Origin of the sequence: Geothrix sp. PMB-07 (genome assembly GCF_030758935.1) — a bacterium.
GTDB lineage: Bacteria > Acidobacteriota > Holophagae > Holophagales > Holophagaceae > Geothrix.
Genome location: NZ_CP132333.1, coordinates 3,777,634 through 3,801,694 on the forward strand (window position 1 = coordinate 3,777,634; position 24,061 = coordinate 3,801,694).

Annotated in this window: 19 protein-coding genes and 1 pseudogene; 7 read left to right on the forward strand and 13 right to left on the reverse strand. The window is 57.9% G+C overall.

From position 1 onward, the window contains the following. Window positions 1–68 precede the first annotated feature (68 nt). Entirely contained in the window at window positions 69–1,598 is a 1,530-nt protein-coding gene (locus Q9293_RS16440) for an Rne/Rng family ribonuclease (RefSeq protein ID WP_306248392.1), read from the forward strand. Between the two features lie 93 nt (window positions 1,599–1,691). On the opposite strand, the gene Q9293_RS16445 is transcribed toward Q9293_RS16440, so the two are convergent. The 5 genes from Q9293_RS16445 to Q9293_RS16465 form a co-directional block, all read right to left on the reverse strand. Further along, entirely contained in the window at window positions 1,692–2,372 is a 681-nt protein-coding gene (locus Q9293_RS16445) for an HAD family hydrolase (RefSeq protein ID WP_306248394.1), read from the reverse strand. Between the two features lie 13 nt (window positions 2,373–2,385). Next, on the reverse strand, window positions 2,386–2,901 hold the full coding sequence (locus Q9293_RS16450; protein WP_306248395.1) for an LEA type 2 family protein: 516 nt from the start codon (window positions 2,899–2,901) through the stop codon (window positions 2,386–2,388). 1 nt (window position 2,902) lies between these two features. Beyond that, window positions 2,903–3,250, reverse strand: a complete 348-nt coding sequence (queD, locus tag Q9293_RS16455; RefSeq protein ID WP_306248397.1) for a 6-carboxytetrahydropterin synthase QueD — start codon at window positions 3,248–3,250, stop codon at window positions 2,903–2,905. Window positions 3,251–3,312: 62 nt separating this feature from the next. Then, window positions 3,313–6,246, reverse strand: coding sequence for an SLBB domain-containing protein (locus Q9293_RS16460; RefSeq protein ID WP_306248399.1), 2,934 nt, complete (start codon window positions 6,244–6,246; stop codon window positions 3,313–3,315). Between the two features lie 94 nt (window positions 6,247–6,340). After that, window positions 6,341–7,270 (reverse strand): MraY family glycosyltransferase, encoded by a 930-nt coding sequence (locus Q9293_RS16465; protein ID WP_306248401.1) that lies wholly within the window; start codon window positions 7,268–7,270, stop codon window positions 6,341–6,343. 533 nt (window positions 7,271–7,803) lie between these two features. Between Q9293_RS16465 and pnp the strand changes: the two genes are divergently transcribed. Continuing rightward, window positions 7,804–9,984, forward strand: a complete 2,181-nt coding sequence (gene pnp / locus Q9293_RS16470; protein ID WP_306248403.1) for a polyribonucleotide nucleotidyltransferase — start codon at window positions 7,804–7,806, stop codon at window positions 9,982–9,984. Between the two features lie 77 nt (window positions 9,985–10,061). On the opposite strand, the gene Q9293_RS16475 is transcribed toward pnp, so the two are convergent. The 7 genes from Q9293_RS16475 to Q9293_RS16505 all read right to left on the reverse strand — a co-directional run bounded on the left by Q9293_RS16475 (window position 10,062) and on the right by Q9293_RS16505 (window position 18,650). Further along, window positions 10,062–11,294 (reverse strand): glycosyltransferase family 4 protein, encoded by a 1,233-nt coding sequence (locus tag Q9293_RS16475; protein WP_306248405.1) that lies wholly within the window; start codon window positions 11,292–11,294, stop codon window positions 10,062–10,064. Further along, window positions 11,294–12,769, reverse strand: a complete 1,476-nt coding sequence (locus Q9293_RS16480; RefSeq protein WP_306248408.1) for an alginate lyase family protein — start codon at window positions 12,767–12,769, stop codon at window positions 11,294–11,296. Before Q9293_RS16480 ends, Q9293_RS16475 begins: the two co-directional genes overlap by 1 nt. A gap of 173 nt (window positions 12,770–12,942) precedes the next feature. Then, on the reverse strand, window positions 12,943–14,034 hold the full coding sequence (gene wecB, locus Q9293_RS16485) for a non-hydrolyzing UDP-N-acetylglucosamine 2-epimerase (protein WP_306248410.1): 1,092 nt from the start codon (window positions 14,032–14,034) through the stop codon (window positions 12,943–12,945). Further along, a complete protein-coding gene (locus Q9293_RS16490) occupies window positions 14,031–16,160 on the reverse strand; it encodes a bi-domain-containing oxidoreductase (RefSeq protein WP_306248411.1) in 2,130 nt (709 codons plus the stop codon). The genes wecB and Q9293_RS16490 overlap by 4 nt, the downstream gene beginning before the upstream one ends. After that, a complete protein-coding gene (locus Q9293_RS16495; RefSeq protein ID WP_306248413.1) occupies window positions 16,157–16,939 on the reverse strand; it encodes an AglZ/HisF2 family acetamidino modification protein in 783 nt (260 codons plus the stop codon). Before Q9293_RS16495 ends, Q9293_RS16490 begins: the two co-directional genes overlap by 4 nt. A gap of 2 nt (window positions 16,940–16,941) precedes the next feature. Next, window positions 16,942–17,553, reverse strand: coding sequence for an imidazole glycerol phosphate synthase subunit HisH (hisH, locus tag Q9293_RS16500; RefSeq protein ID WP_306248415.1), 612 nt, complete (start codon window positions 17,551–17,553; stop codon window positions 16,942–16,944). Further along, entirely contained in the window at window positions 17,550–18,650 is a 1,101-nt protein-coding gene (locus Q9293_RS16505) for an N-acetyl sugar amidotransferase (RefSeq protein ID WP_306248418.1), read from the reverse strand. The genes hisH and Q9293_RS16505 overlap by 4 nt, the downstream gene beginning before the upstream one ends. Before the next feature lie 662 nt (window positions 18,651–19,312). Between Q9293_RS16505 and Q9293_RS16510 the strand changes: the two genes are divergently transcribed. From Q9293_RS16510 to Q9293_RS16525, 4 genes and pseudogenes are all read left to right on the forward strand, one after another. Next, window positions 19,313–19,966 carry a hypothetical protein gene (locus Q9293_RS16510; RefSeq protein WP_306248420.1) on the forward strand — a complete coding sequence of 218 codons (654 nt, stop codon included), beginning with the start codon at window positions 19,313–19,315 and terminating at the stop codon, window positions 19,964–19,966. 33 nt (window positions 19,967–19,999) lie between these two features. After that, window positions 20,000–20,266 (forward strand): transposase, encoded by a 267-nt coding sequence (locus Q9293_RS16515; protein ID WP_306246057.1) that lies wholly within the window; start codon window positions 20,000–20,002, stop codon window positions 20,264–20,266. Beyond that, complete coding sequence (locus tag Q9293_RS16520) at window positions 20,263–21,312, forward strand: IS3 family transposase (RefSeq protein ID WP_306246055.1); 1,050 nt, start codon at window positions 20,263–20,265, stop codon at window positions 21,310–21,312. The genes Q9293_RS16515 and Q9293_RS16520 overlap by 4 nt, the downstream gene beginning before the upstream one ends. Before the next feature lie 63 nt (window positions 21,313–21,375). Continuing rightward, window positions 21,376–21,549 (forward strand): annotated as a pseudogene (locus Q9293_RS16525) (IS5/IS1182 family transposase); the annotation flags it as partial. 117 nt (window positions 21,550–21,666) lie between these two features. Here the strand turns inward: Q9293_RS16525 and Q9293_RS18750 are convergent. Continuing rightward, on the reverse strand, window positions 21,667–22,500 hold the full coding sequence (locus tag Q9293_RS18750) for a glycosyltransferase family 2 protein (RefSeq protein ID WP_372342167.1): 834 nt from the start codon (window positions 22,498–22,500) through the stop codon (window positions 21,667–21,669). Window positions 22,501–22,872: 372 nt separating this feature from the next. On the opposite strand from Q9293_RS18750, the gene Q9293_RS16530 reads away from it, so the two are divergent. Continuing rightward, window positions 22,873–23,760, forward strand: a complete 888-nt coding sequence (locus Q9293_RS16530) for a methyltransferase domain-containing protein (protein ID WP_306248422.1) — start codon at window positions 22,873–22,875, stop codon at window positions 23,758–23,760. The last annotated feature ends 301 nt before the right edge of the window (window positions 23,761–24,061 follow it).

Below are 24,061 nucleotides of genomic sequence, written 5' to 3' on the forward strand. Positions count from 1 at the left end.
CTGGTACGACCCCGGGGCCCGTGGTGAGGGCATGGCGCCTTCCTGCAAAGTTCTGAAAGGTTGGTTCCATGGAAGTCCGCAAGTCCCTGGTGGTCAATGCGACCCCCCTGGAGACGCGCATCGCCCTGCTTGAGAACGGCCAGCTCTGCGAGCTGTTCCTCGAACGGACGATGAACAAAAGCCAGGTGGGAGATGTCTACAAAGGCCGGGTGGCCAAGCTGCTCCCGGGCATGCAGAGCGCCTTCGTCAACATCGGCGGCGTGAAGGACGGGTTCCTCTATCTGGACGACCCTGTGGTCCAACGCCTGGGAGCCGACCTCGCCGCGGAAGAGGAGGCCGACGAGGCCGCCTCAGAGGAACTGCCGCCACCCCCGCCGCCCCTGCCTCCCCTGAAAGAGGGGGAAGAGACCCTCGTTCAAGTGGTGAAGGATCCCATCGGCTCCAAGGGCCCAAGGCTGTCCCGCCACCTGAGCTTCCCCGGTCGTTTCCTGGTCTTCATGCCGGGCATCGACCATATCGGCATCTCCCGCAAGATCACCGATCCGGAAGAGCGGGATCGCCTTCGCGAGCTCATCCGCAGCCATGTGGAGCCCGGCGAGGGCTTCATCGTCCGCACCGCCGCCATTGGTGAGAAGGACGAGGATCTGGTGGGCGATGTGATCTTCCTCCGCCAGCTCTGGCAGGGCATCAAGGCCAAGGCCGAAACCGTGCCTGCCCCGGGCCTCGTCTGGCAGGACCTCCGGCTGCTCCAGAAGGTCATGCGCGACATCTTCCGGGAGGAAGTCTCCACCTTCTGGGTGGACGATGACGCCGCCCACCGCGAGGTGGTCTCCTTCGTGGAGAACATCCATCCAGAGTGGTCCAACCGGGTGAAGCGCTTCACGTCGGACCTGCCCATCTTCGAGGCTTTCGGCATCGAATCCGAGATCGAATCCGCCCGCCAGCCCAAGGTCTTCCTCAAGCATGGCGGCTCCATCGTGCTGAATCAGACCGAAGCCCTGGTCAGCGTGGATGTGAACACCGGCAAGTTCGTGGGGAAGAAAGATCTCGAGGAGACCGTCTACCTCACCAACCTCGAAGCCATCCCCGAAATCGTGCGGCAGCTGCGGCTGCGCAACCTCGGCGGCATCGTGGTCATCGATTTCATCGACATGGTGGACCCCCTCCATCGCGATGAGGTGCTGAGCCGCCTGCAGGAAGAACTCAAGCGGGACCGCAACCATGCCCGCGCGGGCGGCATCTCGGAATTCGGCCTGGTGGAGCTCACCCGCAAGCGCACAGGGCCATCCCTGGAACGGCAGCTCACCCAGCCCTGTCCCGCCTGCAATGGCGCTGGGCGCACCCAGAGCCCCGAAACCTCCCTGCTCAAGGCCTACCGTGAGCTGGTGCGCCTGGGCGAGCGGCTGCGCGGTGCGGACATCCGCCTGACCCTGCACCCCGAGCTTTCCGCCGCCCTGCACCAGGAGGCCCGCGAAGGCCTCATGCAGCTGGCCCGCCTGCTCGGTGCCCGCGTGTCCTGGATCGAGCGCGCCGATACCCCTCGCTACGCCGTGGTCATGGATCTGCAGATCCCCGGCCAGGGCACTGCCACCGCCTAACCGACCGCCGGATCGCGAAGTGGCCTGCGGCGCAGGCCATGAAGCGAGGATCTGGCGAGGAGGTTATGCCACCCTCACCTGCACCCGGACTGCCTACCCCAGACAGGTGGGGCAGCGCATCCCTTCCTGCAGACTCTGGATGAGTTCAGGCACCCGGTCCAGGCTGCGCACTTCGTACAGCGATGCTTCAGGATCGTGATCGGGTCGGGGCTTGGCCTCGCGGTTCACCCAGATGGCGGTCCAGCCTGCGTCCAGCGCGCCCTGCACATCGTCGTTCCAACTGTCGCCCACCATGGCCAGGTTGCCGGGGAACAGCCCCAGCTTCCGCTGCATGGCCTCGAAGGCCGCCGCTTCCGGCTTCAGGACACCGATTTCGGCGCTCAGCAGACGGGTGCGGATACGGTCGGAAAGGCCCAGGCGGTCCAGCAACTCCAAGCCAAAGGTCTGAGTATTGGAGAGCAACGCCACCCGGGCCAGATCGCGCACGGCGGCCACGGATTCCGACGATTCTCTGAAGCATTGGGCCTGGTCACCAGCCTCCAGGAAGGCCAAGGCCATGCCCTCCACCTGAGCGTCATCCAATCCGATGGTTTCACGCCAGGACTCGAGAAAGGCATGCACCGAGGCATAGGAGCGCGCCATGCCATCCCGCATGAGGGCAGGGAACTGCGCCCCCTGCCCAGGCCGCAACAACTCCTTCATGCGCTGGAAGGGGCTGCCTGCCGGGCTGAACACGAGCGTGTTCCAAAGGTCGAAGACGACAGCCCGGATCATGCGCCCTCACCGCTCATTGGCCACTCGTCTTGCGGACCTGGAAGGGCACGCTGAAGCCGATGCCAACCACCTCGAGCCGGGCTTCGCCAGCCAGGCTCCATGTGGCGTATTCGTGGCGCAGGACCGCGCCAGACAGCGGGCCCCAGGCTGATTTCAGGTCGCCATAGTTCAGGACCACATCCACCTTGAGCACACTCTGTCCTTTGGGAGCGATATCAGCGCCTTCAGGGAAGCTGACTGAACCCAGGCCAAGATCCTGCCCCTGAGCAGAAAGGCGGAGAGCTCCTGCCACTTGACGGGTGCGCAGCCGCTGATCTGAAGGGTTGTCCACACCCACTTCCAGCCGGAGGCGCAAGCTGGACTGCTCCAGCGGGAAAGCCAGCTCCAAGCGGGGCTCCACCCGGTCCAGTGTGAACCGCAACTGCCGAGCAGCTTCCTCGTAGCGCAGGGCGGGCTGGAGGGCATCGCAGCCCACCAGCAGCCCCAACGCAGGCGTGAGCAATAACGGCAGAACCCGGGTCGACCTCATCTCAGGCGCCCCGGTAGATCACACAGTTGTCCGTGGTCTCATACACCTCGATCTGACACAGCTGAGGCAGCGAGGGTTTCAACTGCTCCCAGATCCACACCGAGATGTTTTCTGCCGTGGAGAGGGGGATGAGGTCGTTCAGGAAGCGGTGATCAAGCTTGGAGATCACCTGATCCACCACCACCTTCGACAGATCGTCGAAGTCGATGATCATGCCCGTCTCCGGGTTCACCTGGCCCTCCAGCAACACGAAAAGCTTGTAGCTGTGGCCGTGCAGGTTGCGGCACTTGCCCGGATGGTTGTAGATGAAGTGGGCAGCTTCAAACCAGTACTCTTTGCGCAGGATCATGGCACTCACGATGAAAAGGCCCCGCGCGGGCGGGGCCTTCCAGTTTAACGCAGCACGGTGGGCTAGAGTTTGAGGGTACTCAGCACAATCGCGATGGGGGTCAGGGCCTGGAGGTTCTCCTGCCAGCTGGAGTCGCGGCGGAAGCGCTGGGGCACCAGAACCGTGTCCCCGGGCTCCACGGCCTTGCCTTCTACCCAGCTGTCCAGAATGCGGCCATCGGCCTTGAGGAGGCGGATGTTGGAGCTGTCGGCATTCCGGGTGGTGCCACCGGCCAAGGTGAGCAGATCCGAAACCTTCATGCCCTTTCGCACCTTGTAGGTGGCAAAGGGACTGGCCGTCTCACCCACCACGTAGGCCGCATCCGTGGCCCGGGGGATGATGATTTCATCCCCATCCTGGAGTTCCACATCCGCTTGGGAATCGCCGCCCAAGGCTGCGCCGAAATCCACCACCATGCGATTCAGGGCGCCACTCAGGAGGCCATGCATCAGGGGGCCCTTGAGAAGCTGGCCCGTGGCCGCCTGTCTCCGAGTCTCGTTCAAGCGATCAAGAATGTCGTTGGCCCCCTTGCTCGTGGGGTCCAAAGCCTGCTGAGCCAGATTGCGAGAGGTCGCTCCATCGGCTCCACTTCCAGGCCCCAAGGGCATCTGGGGACGCTCCTCATATTTCTTGAGGGCCTCCAGCTGCTTTTGGACATCCTCCACCTCTGGTGTGCTCCCACCGCCCAGGTTCCGCAGGAAGACGCCCGCCTTGGGCATGGCCTCGGAGGTGAGCCCGCCTGCCCGCTGAATGAGCTGGGCCAGGGTGGGTTTGTCGGTGTCCATGGTGTAGCTTCCAGGCCGTGCCACCTGCCCGATGATCCGGACCGTCCGATGGAGGCGGTAATCAGGTTTCTCGAACAGGCTCAACTGGTCATCAGGTTGCAGAACCGGATTCGCCCCATCGTCATGCAGGGCCACGGGGCTTCCTGCTTCCGTGGACAGCAGGCGGGAGAGATCCAGGCGGATGATCTCGCTGGATTTGCCATCCTTGGTCCGCGCCAACTCGGCGGAGAGGCGGTTGGCGGATTTGAGAGGCAAACCGGCCCGAAAGATCAGATCAGAAGCGCGCATGCCTTCATGAAATTCAAAGAGGCCCGGCCGGGTCACAGGCCCCAGCAGCTTCACCGTCCTGGGAAGGCGAAGGTCCTGCAGGCGATAGAGCTCCACGCGATCCCGCCCTTCAAGCAGCAGGTTGTGCTCGGCATCCCCCTTGAGGGCCTTGGCCACATCAAAGCTCAGGAAACGCGTGGTACCGTCTGCATGGGTCCGCACGATCTCGCCTCGGGCCTGATAGGTATCCGGCAACAGCTGAGCGTCGCGGGACAGCAAATCGCCCACGCGGAGGCCATTGGTGCAGGCGAACAGCCCAGGCACACGAACCCACCCGGCCACGGTGACGCTGCGCTCAGAGACGGAATCCCGCCGCGGCAAAGCCGACAGCACATCTCCCCAGCCAAGCGGCGTTGAGCCCGCTTTCGCCACGGGGACATCCACGGCCTCGAAGGCACCATCGGCCCCGCGCTTGCGCAGGGTCAGGGAAGCCGACGCGGATTCCGGCAGCAAACCACCTGCATACCGCAGGGCATCCGCGGTGGTCTCTCCGGCCTTCATCTCGAACTGCATGCGGGGCGCCACACCCTTCAGATCCCACAGCCGACGCCATTCCGGGATGTTCTCTTCCCGCAGGGTCTGCCCCACCACGGGTTCCTTGCGGATCCGGTGATCGCCCCGCGCGGTGATGGACAGGGAGGCGAGCAGCCGCTTCAGCTGCCCCAGCTTCGCCTCGACAGCCAGCCGCTGTTCCATGGGCAGGGGTTCTGCGCCATTGATGGCCTTGCCCTTCTCGGATCCCTGAGCTGGGGCCACCGTCTTTGGCATCAGGCCCGTCCAGTCATTCTGATTCTTGGTTTGCTCACCCGATTCGCCAGCTTTGCCCATGGCATCCTCTTTGGGCGCCTGCGGAAGGCCCTGCGCCAGGAAGAACTCCAGCCGGCGGATCTCGCGCTCAAGCAGGTCGCGGTCTTGGTCCACCCGCTTGTCCAGCAGGAGCAGTTGCTCATCCTCCGGGTCCAGAACCGGTGCCTGCACCACACGGGCGAAGGCGCCCTCCAAAAGCACCTGATTCTGAGCCAAGGGCACGAACACCGTGTCACCGTGCTGCAGGGCCACATTGGCGTTGCCCAATCCATCCGCTCTCAGGGGATACAGATCCAAACCGTAGACCTTCTGGCCTCCGCGCATCACCCGGATATCCCGATAGCTGCCCACGGCGGTGGGGCCCCCGGCCAGGCTCAACACATTGACCAGGGAGCTGAGGCTTGAGACCAGGTAGCTTCCCGGCTTGTAGACTTCACCCAGCACAAAGACACGCACCTCACGCAGCTTGATCACCTGCAAGTCCACCGAGGAGCGGGAGAAATTGCGGCTCACCAACCCCTGCACCGCAGCCTTGGCCTTCCCCAGGGTCAGGCCCCCAACCTTGGCGGTGCCAACCTTGGGGATGACGATCTCGCCGCGGCCATCCACCTGCACCGGCAAGTCAAAGGTGGCGCTTCCGAAAACATTCAGGTTTAGGCGATCCCCCGTCCCCAACACGTAGTCTTCCGAGATCCCTCCTTCCGTGGATCCTGTGCCCCGCTGCCGAACCTGAAAAAGATCCGAGGCGAAGCGGTAGGGCCCCTTCTCCCGTCGCTTGAGCGCCTGGATATCACGCTCAAGGCGTTCATCTTCGGATTTGGTTTTTTGGGCGTCTTCGGGGGCACTCGATGTGGTGGCTCCGGTCCCATTGCGTCCCGGCACCGCGTCAACAGATCCCGAACTGATGCCCTGGGCCCCGGCGGCCTGCTTCAAAGCCTGCAGGTCCAGGCCCTGAGGCAGTTGCGCCTTGAGCGAGCCCACCAGCCCCAAAGCAAGCAGGAGTGTCGAGAGCGCAGGTGAAAGGCGTGGAAACGTCATGATGGATTCCTAGTCGATGGCACGAAAAAACGCCGCCACACATGGGGCGGGCCAGAAGGGGGCGGACCCAGTATGCCTGAGAGCAGGCACGCCATCACAGCAGATGATGGGATCCCGAAGGTGCATCCAGATTCACACGGGGGCGCATCAGGGGGATCTCACGCCGAATTTGGGCGTGATCTTCCGTCTTTGCCCCAAGCATGACCCGATCCTTGAAAGCCTTGAAGGCAAGCAGCAGCAGGGCCCCGAGCCCAACGGAGGAGGCGAGCTCATGCCCAGGAATTTCCGTGGCCCGAAGCATCGGCAACGCAGCCAACCCCAGCAACAGCGGTGTTGCGAGCCAGGATCGTCCATTAAGACGATCAGCCATCCAGTGGTGCAGGTGGCTCCGATCCGCCGTGCCCAGGGGTTCTCCCTTCCAACGGCGGATGCCCACCACCAGGAAAACATCCACGGTGGGATAGGCGTACACCCAGAGGAGGAGGTTCGGGTCCCGGAGGGCGAAGGCCTTCACGCCCAGCACCGCGAAGAGGGTCCCCAGCATGAGGGCACCGCAATCGCCCAGAAAATGCCTGGCCCTGGGGTAGTTCAGCGCGAGGAAGGCCACCAGGCCTCCCCACAGCAGTGCCGGCTGATGGCCCAAATTCCAGCCCAGCACGCCCAGCAGCAGCGCCCCGAACCCAACAGAGAGACCGTTGATGCCATCGATCAGGTTGTAGGCCTGGGGAACCGCCCAGAACCACAGCATCAGCACAGGAACAATGACCAGGGGCACGTTGGGAAGGTTGGTTCCAAGGAAGGTCACCTGCTGCACGGCCGAGGAAGTTGAGAATCCGACATGGATGGCCAGCATGAGGGCCACTCCGAGTCCCACCACCGCCTTGTAGCGGGCCTGCAAGTTGAACCTGTCATCCAGCACGCCCAGCAGGGCCATGGCATGGATTCCCGCCCATTCGACGGGGTGGATGCGGCCGTTGAACATGCCCAGGCACTGGCTGAGGGCCAGGACACCCCAAATCGCCATGCCCCCGGTTCTGGGCGTAGGCCGACCGTGCTTCTTCCGGCAAAGGTCAGGCCGGTCCATCCAGCCCAAGGGGGCCACCCAGCGGATCAGCACTGCGGAAAGCCCCAACCCGAGGGCGAGTCCAGCCGTCCATTGAAGCCACATCGGGTTCACAACCATCCTCAACAGGGGTGAAAGCAGTGGAGATCAGGGGGCAGAGCCGCGCACGGTTGAATTCAAATTGAGCATCAATGGTCTCATGTCGGCCAAGCGCCTCGAAGCAAAAAGTTTGTGACTGATGGCAAGTTGTCGTTTTTATCGGACCCAGCCGTCAGGTGTATGAATCTTGCGTTTTTTGTCTGTGCTCCCATCCCTGGTATGCTGAGGGTTGCCGATTTTCACCTGCTCTCCTTCGGCGGCGACCTCTGCAGGAAGCCCACCTCCCCCTCCTGATCCAGGACTTGGCGGACGGGTTTCATGGAGTGATCGCGGGAGACCCGAGTCGGTACTCGGGCTCAGGGGAGCCGCGAGGGCCCGAGGGCCCCGGAGCGTTCATGAATGCATTGAAATTCAATCCCACCACCGTTTCGGTGGATCTGGGCGGCACGCCCATTTCCATCGAGACCGGCCGCATCGCCAAGCAGGCCCACGGCGCCGTCGTGGTTCGCCAAGGCGACACCATGGTCCTCGTGGCCGTGTGCTACGGCACCCCCCGCGAAGGCATCGACTTCTTCCCCCTCACCGTGGACTACCGCGAGCCCGTGCTGGCCGCTGGCAAGATCCCCGGTGGCTGGTTCAAGCGCGAGGGCAAGCCCACCACCAAGGAAACCCTCACCAGCCGCCTGATTGACCGCCCCCTGCGCCCCCTCTTCGAGGAAGGCTACAACGGCGACACCATGATCACCGCCCAGGTGCTCAGCTACGACGGCCAGCATGCCCCCGAGACGCTCGCCATGGTGGGCGCCTCAGCAGCCCTCATCATCAGCGAGATCCCCTTCGTGAACCCCGTGGGCGGTGTTCGCGTGGGCCGCGTCAACGGCCAGCTCATCGTGAATCCCACAGTGGATCAGCGCGCCGACAGCGACATCGACCTGCTGGTGGCTGGCACTGCCGACGCCCTCGTTATGGTGGAGTGCGGCGCCAAGGAAGTGCTGGAAGCCGACATGGTGAAGGCCCTGGCCTTCGGCCATGAGCAGATCAAGACCCTGGTGAAGCTCCAGAAGGACCTGCAGGCCAAGGTCGGCAAGCCCAAGGTCGCCGCCGTCAAGGCCGAGCGCAACGAGGCCCTCTACCAGGAAGTGGCCGCCGCCTTCGCCGAGAAGCTCTTCGCGGCACTGACCATGAAGGTGAAGATCGAGAGCTACAAGACCATCGACCTCCTCAAGAAGGAGGCCGTAGCCCAGTTCTGCACTGACAAGCCCGAGCTGAAGAAGGATCTCGTCGCCTGCTTCGACGAGCTGAAGGAGACGCTCTTCCGCAACGCCATCCTCAAGCAGGGTGTGCGCCTGGACGGCCGCAGGTTCGACCAGATCCGCCCCCTCAACATCGAGGTCGGCGTCCTGCCCGCGGCCCACGGCAGCTGCCTCTTCACCCGCGGTGAGACCCAGGCCCTGGTGACCGCCACGCTGGGCACCATCCAGAACACCCAGATCATCGACGGCCTGGAAGAAGAGTACAAGAAGAAGTTCTACCTGCACTACAACTTCCCCGGCTACTCCGTGGGCGAGTGCAAGCCCAACCGCGGGCCCGGCCGCCGCGAGATCGGCCACGGCATGCTGGCCGAGCGCTCACTCTTCGCCGTCTTCCCCACCCCCGAGGAAAACCCCTACACCGTGCGTGTGGTCTCCGACATCACCGAGAGCAACGGCTCCTCGTCCATGGCCACCATCTGCGGCGGCACCCTCGCCCTGATGGATGCCGGCATCAAGCTCAAGTCCCCGGTGGCGGGCGTGGCCATGGGCCTCGTCAGCGACGGTGACAAGTTCGTGGTCCTGTCCGACATCGCCGGCCAGGAAGACCACTACGGCGACATGGACTTCAAGGTCGCCGGCACTGAGAAGGGCATCACCGCCCTCCAGATGGACATCAAGATCGGCGGCATCACCACCGAGATCCTCACCAAGGCCCTCGATCAGGCCAAGGCCGGCCGCCTGCACTTGTTGGACCTCATGGGCCAGGTGCTCGCCGCCCCCCGCAGTGAGTTCGCCAGCAACGCCCCCCAGATGCACAGCATTCAGCTCCCCAAGGAGAAGATCCGCGACGTCATCGGCAAGGGCGGCGCCACCATCCGCAACATCATCGAGGTGAGCGGCTGCGAAGTGAACATCGACGACGACGGCCTCTGTCAGGTCGCCGGCCCCACCCAGGAAAAGCTGCAGGTGGCCCTCAAAATGATCGGCGACCTCATCCAGAGCGCCGAGGTTGGCAAAACCTACCTGGGCAAGGTGGCCAAGGTGGTTGAGTTCGGCGCCTTCGTGACCATCCTCCCCGGCCTCGATGGCCTGCTCCACGTCAGCGAGATCGCCCACCACCGCGTGGCCAACCCCTCCGACGAACTGAACGAGGGCCAGGAAGTCATGGTCAAGTGCATCGGCATCGACGAAAAGAGCGGCAAGATCAAGCTCAGCCGGAAGGCTCTGATCCCAAAGCCTGAGGGGGCGGATGCTGAGCTTGAGGGTGAAGCGAATGGCGAGGAACCGCGTCGTGAACAGAGACCCAGGCCTCGGCGCAATTAAGCCAAACCCCCAAGATCAAGGGCCCCATTGGGGCCCTTGATCTTGGGGTAGATGACACGCTGTATCGATTAATCTGGTCATTTAGGTACACCCCTGATAGCCTCGATAACCCTTAACATTTTGGCGGCCAAGGCTGCGCGATCATAGTTGACTGCTGCTTCTAGGCATCTGTTGCGCAACATCTTGAAGCGTTCAGAATCGTTTTTCAAAATCACCAGGGCGTCATGAAGGGCCTGAGCATCTCCCGAGTGGAACACAAGCCCAACCCCTTCCCTCTCGACGATTTCGGCGGATTCTCCTGAAACCCCATGCACCAATGGGATGCCCATTCCCATGGATTCGAACATCTTTGAAGGTATGACTGATGAGAACAGGTCGGTATCCCGCAAATGAATGATTGAAATATCCAGAAGCGACCAATAGCGAACAACTTCTGCTTTTGGCACAGAATCAATGAAGATGACACTCGTAAGCCCTCGCTCCTTAGCCTTGGCCTTGAGGTCGGCCTTGCAAGCTCCGTCGCCTAGAAGAAGAATGTGGATGTCCATCCGATTCTCCTTTTGGAATATTTCAGCTGAGTCAAGGAGAGTCTCTAAGCCATGTGCCATACCGTGGGTGCCAATGTAACCACCCACGAAGCAATCTTTTAGGCCTAGCTCTTCAGCAAGAGCCGCATCCTTTGGAAGAGGGGCGAATCGAGACAAATCGACACCATTGGTTACAACATGAATTTTATGGCCATCGATCCCTCTTCCAATAAGGTTCTGTTTAAAGGAATTGGTGACCGAAATGACAGCATCAGCTCTCTGATATAAAAACAGTTCAATATGCTCGAGGCATCTAATAATCCAACTATCCTTCATCGCTCCGACCGCCTTGATGGATTCAGGCCAAAGGTCACGGAGCTCAAATATGAAAGGGATTCCTTTTAGCCGACCAACCAAATAAGCAGCGCATGCCGTGAAGAATTGCGGAGAGGTGCCAATGACCAGATCGGCCTGACGCACCAGCATGGCGGCCAAGGTTGAAGAGATCATAAAACTGACGTAATCCAAAATTCGAGCAAGGAAACCTTCATTTGCTGCGATATATGTCCACACCCGAATCACTCGGATCCCATCCATCCACTCCGTTTGCCATAGGCGATTTCGGTACCCGGCGAATACTTTCCCCTTTGGAAAGTTAGGGGCGCAAGTCAGCACAGTCACTTGGTGTCCTGCCTTGATCCACTCACGCGTGTGCTCATAGGTCCTCGAGGCTGGCGCATTGACCTCTGGAGGAAAGTTGTCTGTAAGGAAGAGAATATGCATTATGTCCAATCAAGAATAAAACAACAGGAGGCAGCCACCTTCGCCGGCTGAATGAGCAGTTGTATGCAGCGGTTCGGGAGGGAAACCCCAAACTCAGGGTGCCACGCCGAGCTTTCCAAGGATGCCGATTGAGAGTCCGTCCACCAGCGTACGACCTTGTCACGCCATATTGCCTGGCCACCACTACCCTCGAGAGTTAGCCCAACCACAGGGTGGAAATACATTCGGGAAATAGCCTCTGAGAAGCCTCCACTTACAGTGTCATGAACTTCAAGCTTTCCCTTTCCCAACACCCATCGACGCCTGTGCACAGGGCGCCCGGGAAGCCAGTGGTAGCCCGTGTGAGAGGCCTCGATGACAATCGCCTCGTTTTCGGAATGCACCCTGACACCTGATGGATAGGCACGCCTCGCCACCCTAAAACCACCCCAGACTTCCGATGAATTCCTCCCGTCGATTTGAACCGTGGAGTGTGCGCCTGTACCGCGCTCGGCCTCACGCTCCGATCCAAGGCCATATCGCGACGTTCCTGAATTGACCAAGATGCGCTGCCCAAACAGAGAAAATTCGAAACTGAGCGTATCAGCGTGGGCGTGCCCGGGAAGGTAGTCGGGACCGACAGGCGCTACGTCAATCAAGAGCATCGCATCCCCAATGCAGGCCCGAACGTACCCCGAGGGCTCCAGATGGACCACCGCCCTACGATCTTCCGGCCAATCGAACCCGAGGCGTGAGGCATAGGCTAACAATTCACACGTCGGGGGTGCGATGCCCAAAGCCGCATCATTGAAGAAGCCGATCTCCTGATCGGGGTGACACATGGCCTTCAGCCAGCTACCCATATTTTGAATCACCTCAGGCCACCCCGACACCTGAGCAGCCCACGGACGGAACGACAGGGGAAAAACCTTTGCAAGGTTCGCAAGGTCAAGCATGTCCTCGAATGCGAGAGCATGATACATGGTGCTTCGCTCGAAATGACCGCCGTCGGCAAGGACTTGTTCAGGGATCTGCCGTTCAAGGATCCTCATCCCGCAGCGAAGCCAGTTTTCAGCCTCCTCGCCTTCAAAAAAACAACCAGCGAAGACCAGCGCTTTTGCATTGGCGAACAAGTGGTTGCCGAGCAAATGATATTCCAGTCGTTTTCTCAAATGGCGCGTCTGAATGGCAAGAGATTGGCGAGCAGCCGGCTCTAGAGAGCCACCTGCGAATGCCCACTTGATCCAGTTGATAATCCGGAGAGAGAGCGGGTAGGGTTCCCAGCCAACCCCATGAGCCGGCGGGTTGTCCCGAATCCATCGACGAATCAGTTCAGAATGCCAAGCAATGCGGTCATGAGCCGAATCGGCATTCAAATCATCGAAATAGTGAAGGTTGTATGTCCAGAGTTTGGACATCCGTTCTGATTGCCAGTCTTCTTTGCAGCTCAGTTCCATTTCCTGGTTTAAAAAGCGGAACCGGTTAGCGGAAAGCATCGATCCAAAACGCTTCGCTGGAGAGCGCCAACTGCCAGTCACCACCCTTGCAGCAGGTGCGGGACGGAGGTTTGGCCTTGGTATACGAAGTATGAAAAAAAGCCTCCCAGCGAACTGCCTTACCTTGAGGTGACGCAGCGTGTGGAAGTACAGGGAGGCTTTATCGAGGGAATTCAAAGAATTCGCTCCAGAACCTCCACGATCCGCTCGCCAGTATGGCCATCCCAAAGCTCTGGGATCGCACCCTTCTTCCACAAGCCTGAAAACAATTTATCCAAAACACCCTTTACGTTATCAGGATTGGTCCCAATCAATTCGTTGGTGCCTTGTTCGACGGTTTCCGGCCTTTCCGTGGAATCCCTAAGGGTGATACAGGGAACGCCCATGACAGTGGCTTCTTCAGTGATTCCACCCGAATCTGTGATGACCGCCTTGGAGTGCCGAACCAAGAAATTGAATTCAAGATAGGGTTGAGGGTCGACCAGGCGGAAGTTACTTGGAATCCCATCCACCTCGCGCAACGTCTTCGCGGTACGGGGATGAACAGGAAAGACGACGGGTAAACCTCTCGAAGCCTCTCCGATGGCTGCCAAAAGCCGTGTGAACCCTGAAGCGTCATCCACATTGGAAGGACGGTGCAAGGTTGCCACAAAATACTGCCCGGCGACCAATCTTTGATCTGCCCAGAAATCTGGTGCCTTCAGGCGATCCATGTTCGCCAGCAGGGTGTCGATCATGGTGTTACCAACAAAGTGGATTTGGCCTTCGCGAACTCCGGTACTCCTGAGGGCCTTGTTGGCTGATGCGCTGGTGGTGAAAAACCAGTTGCTGATCGAATCGGTCACCATTCGGTTGATTTCTTCAGGCATGCTCCAATCACCGGAACGAATGCCTCCCTCCACATGTGCCACTGGCACGCCGCACTTCTGAGCAGTGATGGCGCAGGCCATGGTTGAATTCACGTCACCAACAACCAAGCAGAGATCACTCCTCTGTTCCAGCAACACCTGCTCATAGCGGACCATGATCGCGGCCGTTTGTTCTGCCTGTGAACCCGAGCCAATCTCCAGATTGATGTGCGGCAAGGGGATTCCCAACTGACTGAAGAAGTTTCCCGACATGCGAGGGTCATAGTGTTGGCCCGTATGGATCAGGCGGTAATCCAATTCTCCACCCTGAGCCTTCCTAACCTCAAGAGCCTTGATGATCGGCGCAATTTTCATGAAATTGGGCCGAGCACCGGCGATGATGTCAATCCGCTTCATTTTGCCGCTCCTGCGAGCTCGATGCAGACTCGGCTCACTTCCATGATTTCCTCAAAGGGGATGGGCTCGATTTGGCGACCTTCTACAGCTGCCACAAAGGCCGCGGCGCAGGCCGATTGTCCCTTGTCTTGTTGCCAGAGGTTCATCGATTTGAAACCCGGCCACCCGAACCCAGCAAGCTTCCGGAAGTTATCCAACTGCAAGATTCGCCCACTGGCGAACACTTCCAGCCGTTCCTTAGGAAAGGCCTTGCTGCCGTTTGCAAAATAGTGGATGGTGCCAACGGATCCATCCGCAAAGGCCAGCTGGATCGTCACCGTATCCCGAAGGGTTGTGGCCATGGGAGAGCATGCCCAACTCTCGATCGATGCTCCAACGAGGAAGCGAAGCAGGTCAATGAAGTGACAGGCCTCCCCGACAATGCGACCGCCTCCCGCCTCTGGATCTTGGGTCCAGTGGTCACCGGGAATGGCGCCGGCATTCACCGTCATGATAAGTGCCTTCGGTCCGCTAACCCCTTTGAGCAGATGCTTGATTTTTTGGACCTGGGGAGCAAACCGTCGATTGAATCCAACCATGAGGACTGGCTTTGAAGTCAATTCACTCCCTGCATGAACCGCCCCGATCTCTTCAAGGTCATGCAAGGTCAAGCACAAGGGTTTTTCCACGAACACATGCTTTCCAGCCTTTAACGCCCTCACAACATAGCTGGCGTGACTGTCGTGCCGTGTGGTGATGACTATGGAATTGATTTCATTTACTGAAAACAGTCGATCGACGTCGGTAGTGACTTCTTCAAACCCGAACTTCCGCCCTGCGTGGATCCCGCCCGCCCCGGTGCGAGAAGCCACCGTATGAAGTCGTGTCCCAGACTTCTTGAAAGCCGGCATTAGTACCGAGGTTGCGTAATTCCCAGCCCCCAGGAAGCCAATAGAAGCTGACCTCTCTCTTACATCGGGAGTGCTGGGCCTTGTCGCGTTAGTCAAGCGGATGGTCTTGGAGTCCGCTGAGGCTTCTAGACCTGGATATTTAAGAAGAATCCCCAGTGAGGGTTCAGCCCCGCCAATCAGTTCATAAGCCTTCCCGGCATCCTCAATGGCGAATTGGTGGGAGATGAGCGGTTTCACATTCAGCCGACCATCCGCCAGCATGTCGAGAACTGCCTGGAAATTCCTTTGCTCCGTCCAGCGTACGAACCCAACGGGATAATCGTTCCCCTTCTCTTCGTAGTTCGAATCGTACCGCCCTGGGCCATACGAGCAGGAAACCTGAAATGTCAGTTCTTTCTGGAAGAAGTCTGCCCGGGACAGTTCCAGGCCAGTGACCCCCACCAAGACGATGCGCCCTCGCTTTCGGCACATGAGCGCAGCCTGGTGGATGGGTTCACTGCTTCGGGTCGCCGCAGTCACAATTACTGCATCGACCCCGAGCCCTCTGGAAAAATCATGAGCCACGGCAACAGGGTCCTGGCCGGCGGCCAGATCGACCACCTCCGCCCCGAATTGCCGTGCTAGGTCGAGCTTATCCTTGTCGAAATCGAGGCCCAGAACCTTGCAGCCATTGGCTTTCAGGAGCTGTACCGTGACAAGCCCAATGAGCCCCAGGCCAGTCACGACCACCATCTCCCCCAGCGTGGGGTTCACCAGACGAATGCCCTGCAGCGCAATGGCGCTCAGAACGGTAAATGCAGCTTCTTCATCCGAGACGGCATCAGGTACCTTGGCGCAAAGGTTCACTGGAACACTGACCATTTCGGCGTGATGGCCATTGCTAATGACCCGCTCCCCAACCTGAAAGCCCGAAAGGTCGGGGGCTATCTGTGCGATGCGGCCCACATTGCAGTACCCCAGAGGGAGGGGTTGTTCCAACTTATTGAACACCGCTTCGATGGTCGGTTTGAGGCCATCGGTTCGGATTTTATCAAGCACCATGCGAACTTTGTCCGGTTGCTGTTGGGCCTTTTTCAACCAGCCAGCCTTCCCGAATTCGACTAGCATCCTCTCTGTTCCCGCCGAAACCAATGTCTGGCTCGTTTGGACCAGCAACTGTCCACGTTTAATCGCCGGAGTAGGCACCTCCACGACGTCGGTGGATCCCGTCTTCAGGTTCTGAAGTATCTGTTTCATCTAGCATTCATCCCAGCCGCACAAAGGGCATCTTTCTCATCGCGATTTGGATAATTAATCAACACTGCTCGGTATTTCCCTTTGAACACAAAAAGACTCCCGGCTGCCGCGCCAATGATTCCATGCCGCATAACAAGATCCTGCAGGTCAGCAAGCGATCCCGCCCCACCCAGGACGGTGAGAGGAACCGAAACCGCCTCCCGCACCTGGGCAATCAGGTCCAGATCGTATCCATTCATCTCACCATCATGGTCCACCGAGTTGAGGACGATTTCGCCGGCCCCCAGTTCCTCAACTCGCCGGGCGAAGGCGACTGGATTCAAACCTGTACGACGGGTGGCGTTGTGCGTCACGACTTCTGGCTTACGGAAAAGGCCCGTTTTCTTGACATCGATCACCACCACCACACTCTGGTTGCCAACCCGCTTGGAGGCCTCAGAGATCAGTTCTGGCCTGTGGACCACGGCCGCACTCATGGCAACTTTTTCAACGCCCAGACCGATGATGCGCTCAAGTTGGCTCGTGCTGTTGACGCCACCACCATAACAGAGGGGCATCCGGCACTCAGCGGCCAAGTGGGCAATGGTCTTGTAGTTCGGCTCATGTCCATTGCGAGTGGCATCAATATCCACAACCATCAACTCGTCCACTTCCTTCTCATTAAAGATCCGGACAGCGTTGATGGGATCGCCTACATACTTATGAGCGCCGAATTGTACCGATTTCACCAAGCCGCCCTTGTGGATGAGCAGGCAGGGGATGAGCCGGGGCCGCAGCATCTTCAAATCTCCGCAAAGTTCTTGAGCAGGCCGATGCCCCAGCGATGGCTCTTTTCGGGATGGAACTGAGTTCCAAAAACGTTGGCCGATTGGACTGCGGCTGCAAAGGTGATCCCGTAATCCGCAGTCGCGATGACATCTGATTCATTCGAAGGCGCGACATAGTACGAATGCAAAAAGTAATACCGTGGAGACTCAAGTCCTCGGAACAAAGCGTTCTCTGGTGTGGGCTGGACGTCGTTCCATCCCATGTGGGGCAGGTGGGTGCGATCCTTCAATAGCGCTGCATCAAATCGCAACACCTCTGCATCAATCCACCCCAGGCCCGGCAAATCTCCTTCATCGCTCCGGCGGGTCATCATTTGCATCCCGACACAAATTCCGAGCACGGCCTTCTTATTGTGAAGCACCTGCTCATCCAAGGCCTCTCGCATGCCCGACTCATTCAGCCGCGTCATCGCCCAATCGAAGGCTCCCACACCCGGAAGGATTATCTTATCTGCTCTGTTCAATTCTTCCGCTGTTTTCACAGCCTGAACCGCGATGCCAATGCTTCGATAGATATTCGCAAAGGCTTGGATATTACCTAACCCATAGTCCACAAGGGCAATCACCGCTTGCCCCCAAGTTCCATCCCCAGAGCATGCATCACCCGCGCTCCCAGATCATAGAGTTGACGCTGATTCTTATAGTCCTTGTAGGTTTTTTGAGGCAGAAGCATGTACCCATTCAATTCATCAACGGAAATTCCGAGTTTGTTTGCAACAAACTCGAGCTCCTGGTGGATGGTGACCTCGTCGCAGGTCGGCTGTTCCAACTGAAGCAAGGCTTCCTGCCGCGTCATCTGATTCGTCACAATCAGACTTGAATATTGAACGCGCCTTACGTCATACCCAAAGCGCTTGGGCAGCCAATAACTCTCGTAGAACTTGGTGAACCGGGACTCAAAATGCTTCTGAGGATATGGCTGCCAGCCGAACCGGTCCATCAGCAGCTGTCGGGCGTCGTTTTTGATATAGGGCAGACAGTTGAGCGGACGGAGCACCTTGATGCCCTTCACATAAGGCAACCAGACCTTGTGCCAGAATATGGCTGTAAAAGGGAAGTGCTTCAACGGGACGGTTCCGAACTGGCGATGAATATCTCGCAGTTGCCGTGAGTCCGATTGGTAGTACATCCATTCAATTGGATTTCTAATGCATTCCGTCGACAGATTGGCACCAGTCAAGATGCATTTGACATGGTGTTGTCGCGCAAATTTGTACATGGTCGCAAAAAAGGCATGATCCTGGGGTGCATCGATATGCGGCACCCCCGACTTGAAAAAGGCCAACTGAAGATCTTTCATCTCTTCCCAGTCAATGACTTCGGTAAAGAGATCGAGTCCCAGCCCATCCACCAAGCGCTCAATGTTGTTCACGGCGATCTGGGAATTCCATCCAGCATCCACATGGAACACCAGTGGCCTCAGTCCAAGCTTTTCCTTGGCAACGTAAGTCAGGTACGAGCTATCAATGCCCCCACTCATTCCGATGATACAGTCGAAGTCCTTGCCCCTGCCTTCAGCACGGATAAGATCAACCATCCGCTCGAGTTCGTCTTCACCCCGCTTGTCGGTATGCCAATTGGGGAGCGTGTGCTGATAGAAGGTGTTGCAATGGTCGCACACACCTTTTTCGTCAAACACGATCATGGAGTCCGTCGTGTCCATGACGCAACTGCTGCAGATTTGATAGTTTCTATTAGCCACAGAAGTCAGATTCTTTCTGGATTGCCCTCTTGGATTACCCAATCAACAGCAGAGGTTGAACCCAAGAGGAGAATTTGCATCGCGACCCGCCCCCGTCGAGGTAGAGGCATCTGGAATTGAACTTGGTTGTCAACCAAGGCAGTTCCAACGATATCAAGGAATTCCTTCCTTTCACAGCGATCTGTTCATTCGCGGGTGTGACTCAAAACCCGAAAACCAAGCCAGGGATTCTGTGGAAATCAAGCCTTGGAGGGGCATCCTAGTGGAGCCCGGTCAAGGAGGCAGAGATGCCAAGGAAGGGACACAGCGAAGAGCAGATCGTCGGACCCGAACCAAGAGCTGGTGCGGCTGGCGGCGGTGATCCCCTGGGAGGATCTGACGAAGGAATTCGGCCGGATGTATTTGCCGAATCTAGGGCGTCCTGGGATTCCGGTTCGGCTGATGGCAGGCCTGCATCTGCTGAAGCACACCTACGGGCTTCGGATGAGCAGGTGGTCAAGGGCTGGGTGGAGAATCCCTACTAGCAGCATTTCTGGGGCGAGGAGTTCTTCTCGGTATCCCCTGCGGGGCTACGCGAGTCAAACAGACATATCCAGCACCGCTACCTTATCCATCCCTCGCAGATGACTTGCTGGCGGGGCCGCATCGGGGAGAAGGGCGCAGAGAAGCTGCTCCAGGCCACGATCGCAGCAGGGAAGGCCACTGGCACCATCAGAGGGAAGAGCTTCGAGAAGGTCATCGTGGACACGGCGGTGCAGCCGAAGGTGGTACAGCACCCGACGGATGCGAGGCTGTATCGGATGGTTTACGGGGCCATGCTGAGGATCGCGGAAGCCGAGGGCATCAGGCTGCGGCAGAGTCACCGGAAGCTCATGGAGCGGGGTTTCCGGAAACACGGAGGACATGCGAAGGCCCGACAGTTTAAGCGGGCGCTGAAGGTGCTCCGCAGTTTGAAGACCATGGTCGGCTGGGTGCAGCGGGATGTGGAGCGGAAGCTCACGGACGAGGGGTATGCGCGGCACCGGAGGGCGCTGATCCTCTCGGAGTTCGCCCTGACCCAGAGCCGGAAGACGAAGGGCAAGGTTTACAGCCTGCACAGGCCCGAGGTGGAGCGGATCACGGGCCAAGTCTCGGCCATGACTTTCGTCGACAAAGGGTATCAGGGGCACGGCGCGGATCCGACCAGGAGCAGCCAGGTGCTCATCAGTGGCGCGCGCAAGCTCAGCAAGCTGCTCAAACGGGACCTGGCCTGTCCCCTCCAAATAGAGCCAAGCTAAATGTTAAGGTCCACTCCAAAGGAGTCGGATCCAATGAGGACAAGCAAGTTCACCGAGGAGCAGATCGTGGGGCTTCTCAGAGAGGCGGAGAAGGGGGAGCAGACGGTCGATGCCCTCTGCCGGGCCCGTGGGATCACGGCGCAGACCTTCTATCGATGGCGAAAGAAGTATGGCGGAGTCGAGGTTTCCGATGTCCGGCACATGCGGCAGCTTGAGAAGGAGAACGCCCAGCTCAAGCGCCTTCTGGCAGAACGGGAGCTGGATATCGCAGCCCTGAAAACGGTTCTCCGAAAAAAATGAGTGGCGCGTCGCAGCGAAAGGAGGGGGCGGCATACCTGACGGCCACCGGCTTCTCCCAGCGGCGCGCTGCCCGGGCCATGGGCCTGAGCCGTTCCTATGTCCGGTATTCACGCCGGGTGAAACTGGATGGGCTGGACGAGCGGATCGTCCAGCTTGCCCATGCCAACCCCCGCTATGGCCACCGGCGCGTCTGGGCCCTCCTGAGGCGGCTCCAGCTCCGGGTGAACCTGAAACGGGTCCACCGGGTTTTCAAAGCCCATGGCCTCCAGGTCCGGCGGCGTCCCAAAAAGCACCTCCGGACCGGCCAGCATGTGCCGATGAAATCCGGGTATCCCAACCAGGTCTGGTCCTACGACTTCGTCCACGACAGCTGCCTGAACGGCGAGGTCGTGAAGTGCCTGACGCTCACCGACGAGTTTACGAAGGAGGCGTTGGTCATCGAAGTGGCCTCCTCCTTCAAGGCCGAGGAGGTCATGCAGGTCCTCAAACGCTTGTTCCAGACCCGGGGATGGCCCGCATTCCTGCGCAGTGACAACGGCCCCGAGTTCATCGCCCATGACCTCCAGGTCTGGCTGATGGCCACCGGTGCCCAGACCTTCTACATCCCCCCGGGCTCGCCCTGGGCCAACGGCGTGGCCGAGAGCTTCAACAGCAAGTTCCGGGACGAATGCCTGAACATGGAGGCCTTCTCCAGCCTGGCTGAGGCCAAGGTCATCGTCGAAGCCTGGCGCCGTCGCTACAACGAGGAGCGCCCGCACAGCAGCCTGGGCTACCTCACCCCAACCGAGTTCCGCTGCACCATTGAACTGGCTCAGCTCGGTCTCCCTGCGACGGGGGCTCTGCCCCCGGACCCCCGGGATTTATCGCTTTGGGCACCCCCGGTGGAGGCCAACGCCCTGACAGAAAAGGCCAGGGCGTTTCCCCTGGCCAACACCGTCCGGTGCATCTCCGAAGCGCTCAAGTCGCTTCCCAGCGTTGCTCTACCCTCTCCGGAGATGGAAGCCAAGCTACCATCTCCTGGAAGCTCCTGGCCAACCGGCCATTAGCTCTCTCTTTTTCAACCCGACCTTCACATTTAGCCCGGACCTAAATCTGGGAACCGGCCAGACCTGCGGCGCAGGGCCGCCATCGAACCGGAGCTGGGCCACATGAAGAGCGACGGGCTTCTCGGGCGGAACTTCTTCAAAGGAGTGGCCAGAGATATGCAGAACGTCATCCTCGGCGGTGCCGGGCACAACATCCGAAAGATCTTGGTCCACCTCAGGGCCCTTCTGCGTCTGCTTACAGGCGAGACGAGAAAGGTCGTCAGAGCCCTGATCGCCGTCCTCAAACCTCACGCTGGTCCCAGGGCCCTCCCTAGTATCCGCCTGATCCGCCTGGATGGGTTTTTCAGGGCCGACTTATTCAGGCCCAGTGAATGTTTTATACTTAAGGGTCAGCTTGTACGAGTCGCGGCTTAACTCCCATATCCTTCTGCCGGGAAGGGAGCCTACCGAAGCATGCCAATGGTGGAGAATCTTGATGGATGGCGTATAGAAAACCCTATACCCCTTTGACTCCAATTGAAGGCTGAAGAAATATTCCTCGTGCATCAGGAAGGTTGGAGCCCAGGGCTCCCGAAAGTGTCGAAAGAATACTGGACCCAGAAGGTAACAAGCTCCGAACCCCTGATCCACGAGACCAGGGGTCAAGTGATGATCACTATCCTTCATGCGAGTGAACCCGCGAGTCCATTTGGCTGCGGTTCGGATGGCCACCCCTAGATAATAATTGGAATAATACAGGGACCATGCGAACCGACGAAATCGGCTGACAGGATGGAGCACATGCGGATTCTGGTGAACACCATCAAGAGTGACAATATCGGGTGATAAGACTGGATGCTCTGTCAATAGCGGACGGCAAGATTCAAGCTGTTCCATTATCGTAATTGGGAATTCAAGATCATTATTACCAATGAAAATGGTATCAAGTAGTGGATTCTGTTCCCGAATTACTCGGAGGCCAATGTTCAGTCCCGAAAAATAGCCAACATTGGTCTCATTAAAAATGACTCGGATAGACGGAAATTCATCCGAAAGCATCTTGATAATTGCCTTTTCCTCTTCTCGGGAAGCATTGTCCACAATGCAGATGCGAAATCTACTCCAATCCGCAGAGCGAGCCAGGGAATTTATCGCCTCAACGGTGTACCTGGAGTTATTAAAATTTGTAAAAACAAAACCCAGCAACATCCGTGCCCCCACTCTGGTATTTCCTCACATCGTCTAACCAATCTGCGATGCTGAAACGCTGATCGGAACGCATGCTTTGTGAGGCTATCATATTCAGTTATGTTTTTCGTCCAAAAACTCAGTGGTCACCAGAACTCGACAAGAGGACTCCCGTGGAGATGGCATGTCACCGTGATAGCTCTCAGCTTCTTTTACCCTGCACCAGAAGAACCCAAGATTCGGCCTAGAAAGCTGACCAGATTGGGTTTTAATTCGAATTATTATTCTATACAACACCGGTGTATTTCCCTCTTGCAAGTCCAACCCTAGATAGGCAGGAAACCAAGAGGTCGATCCGGCTACTATCAATCAGGCAATCCAATTGGCGGGGACATGTTAAGCAAAATCAAAAAAGTCATCTCACTACTGAAGACTGATGGGGTGGGCGAGGTTCTTGGCGCCGTCTCAGCGCACCTCATTCCACGTCGGCCACTTGCCAGCTTTCAGCAGTGCAGGCCATACGTAGAAGAAAAAGTAGGGATTGAAATTGGTGGGCCAACTCACCTTTTCCGAAAATGGAGCAGTCTCCCTATTTATTCAATCGCCTCAAGAGTCGACAATTGTAATTTCTCTGATCAAACAGTATGGGTAGATAGCATAAAAGAGGGAGCCTCGTTCCGATTTGATGATCAACGGGAACCCGGATACCAGTATGTTGTAGATGCTTCAAATTTGGAGCAATTCACGACTGAGACATATGACTTTCTTTTGTCGTCCCATGCATTGGAGCACATAGCCAACCCTATTAAAGCTCTATCCGAGTGGATACGGGTTCTAAAACAGGAAGGTCTTCTAGTTCTTCTCCTTCCTCACAAGGATGGTACCTTTGATCATCGAAGACCCCTCACCACTCTCGACCACCTAGTAAGAGATTATGAGATGCAGGTAACTGAAGGAGATTTGACCCATCTTGATGAAATCCTAGCTTTGCATGATTTAAAAATGGACCGAAAGGCTGGAAGCGTTGATGCCTTCAAAGAACGAAGCCTTAAGAATAAAGAAAATCGCTGTCTGCACCACCATGTGTTTGATACCCGTCTGGTCATCAAATTAGTCCATCACATTGGCCTGCAAATATTGGCTGTAGAAAGCTTTAAACCCAATAATATCCTTGTCATTGCATATAAACCACGAACAGGAGATATTCCAAATAATGATTTGTTCCTTTCAGAAGTAGCACCTCCAAGATGGAAAAGCCCTTTCCCTTCAGACTTTTTGTAATTCTCAGGTCGCCACAATCCCTCCAGATCATCAATGGTCCCCGAAATATATGGAAATTTATCTGCTTGACTTAAATATAAGTTGCTTTAACAACCATTTCACATAATACAATCCTTAGTATCAATGCGTCTACTAAATCACTTAATATGTGTCGTCGGCCTAATTTCCTCTCCTATACGTTTTTAATTCATGCGTAGGAATTATTCAACCCTACACATATACTCTTTTGTATAGAAAATCTTACTCACCTGAATCGGTCAATCAAATGAAGCATTCATCAAAAAGACCAAATGCCTACGTA

What these genes read in the sequence shown, in the direction of transcription:
- Q9293_RS16530 (WP_306248422.1), top strand. Translation starts at nt 22,873, where the DNA reads ATGTTAAGCAAAATCAAAAAAGTCATCTCACTACTGAAGACTGATGGG.
- Q9293_RS16520 (WP_306246055.1), top strand. Translation starts at nt 20,263, where the DNA reads ATGAGTGGCGCGTCGCAGCGAAAGGAGGGGGCGGCATACCTGACGGCC.
- Q9293_RS16450 (WP_306248395.1), bottom strand. Translation starts at nt 2,901, where the DNA reads ATGAGGTCGACCCGGGTTCTGCCGTTATTGCTCACGCCTGCGTTGGGG.
- Q9293_RS16515 (WP_306246057.1), top strand. Translation starts at nt 20,000, where the DNA reads ATGAGGACAAGCAAGTTCACCGAGGAGCAGATCGTGGGGCTTCTCAGA.
- Q9293_RS16490 (WP_306248411.1), bottom strand. Translation starts at nt 16,160, where the DNA reads ATGAAACAGATACTTCAGAACCTGAAGACGGGATCCACCGACGTCGTG.
- Q9293_RS16440 (WP_306248392.1), top strand. Translation starts at nt 69, where the DNA reads ATGGAAGTCCGCAAGTCCCTGGTGGTCAATGCGACCCCCCTGGAGACG.
- Q9293_RS16505 (WP_306248418.1), bottom strand. Translation starts at nt 18,650, where the DNA reads ATGGACACGACGGACTCCATGATCGTGTTTGACGAAAAAGGTGTGTGC.
- Q9293_RS16510 (WP_306248420.1), top strand. Translation starts at nt 19,313, where the DNA reads ATGACTTGCTGGCGGGGCCGCATCGGGGAGAAGGGCGCAGAGAAGCTG.
- Q9293_RS16445 (WP_306248394.1), bottom strand. Translation starts at nt 2,372, where the DNA reads ATGATCCGGGCTGTCGTCTTCGACCTTTGGAACACGCTCGTGTTCAGC.
- Q9293_RS16465 (WP_306248401.1), bottom strand. Translation starts at nt 7,270, where the DNA reads ATGGCGATTTGGGGTGTCCTGGCCCTCAGCCAGTGCCTGGGCATGTTC.
- pnp (WP_306248403.1), top strand. Translation starts at nt 7,804, where the DNA reads ATGAATGCATTGAAATTCAATCCCACCACCGTTTCGGTGGATCTGGGC.
- Q9293_RS16480 (WP_306248408.1), bottom strand. Translation starts at nt 12,769, where the DNA reads ATGCTTTCCGCTAACCGGTTCCGCTTTTTAAACCAGGAAATGGAACTG.
- wecB (WP_306248410.1), bottom strand. Translation starts at nt 14,034, where the DNA reads ATGAAGCGGATTGACATCATCGCCGGTGCTCGGCCCAATTTCATGAAA.
- queD (WP_306248397.1), bottom strand. Translation starts at nt 3,250, where the DNA reads ATGATCCTGCGCAAAGAGTACTGGTTTGAAGCTGCCCACTTCATCTAC.
- Q9293_RS18750 (WP_372342167.1), bottom strand. Translation starts at nt 22,500, where the DNA reads ATGTTGCTGGGTTTTGTTTTTACAAATTTTAATAACTCCAGGTACACC.
- Q9293_RS16460 (WP_306248399.1), bottom strand. Translation starts at nt 6,246, where the DNA reads ATGACGTTTCCACGCCTTTCACCTGCGCTCTCGACACTCCTGCTTGCT.
- Q9293_RS16495 (WP_306248413.1), bottom strand. Translation starts at nt 16,939, where the DNA reads ATGCTGCGGCCCCGGCTCATCCCCTGCCTGCTCATCCACAAGGGCGGC.
- Q9293_RS16475 (WP_306248405.1), bottom strand. Translation starts at nt 11,294, where the DNA reads ATGCATATTCTCTTCCTTACAGACAACTTTCCTCCAGAGGTCAATGCG.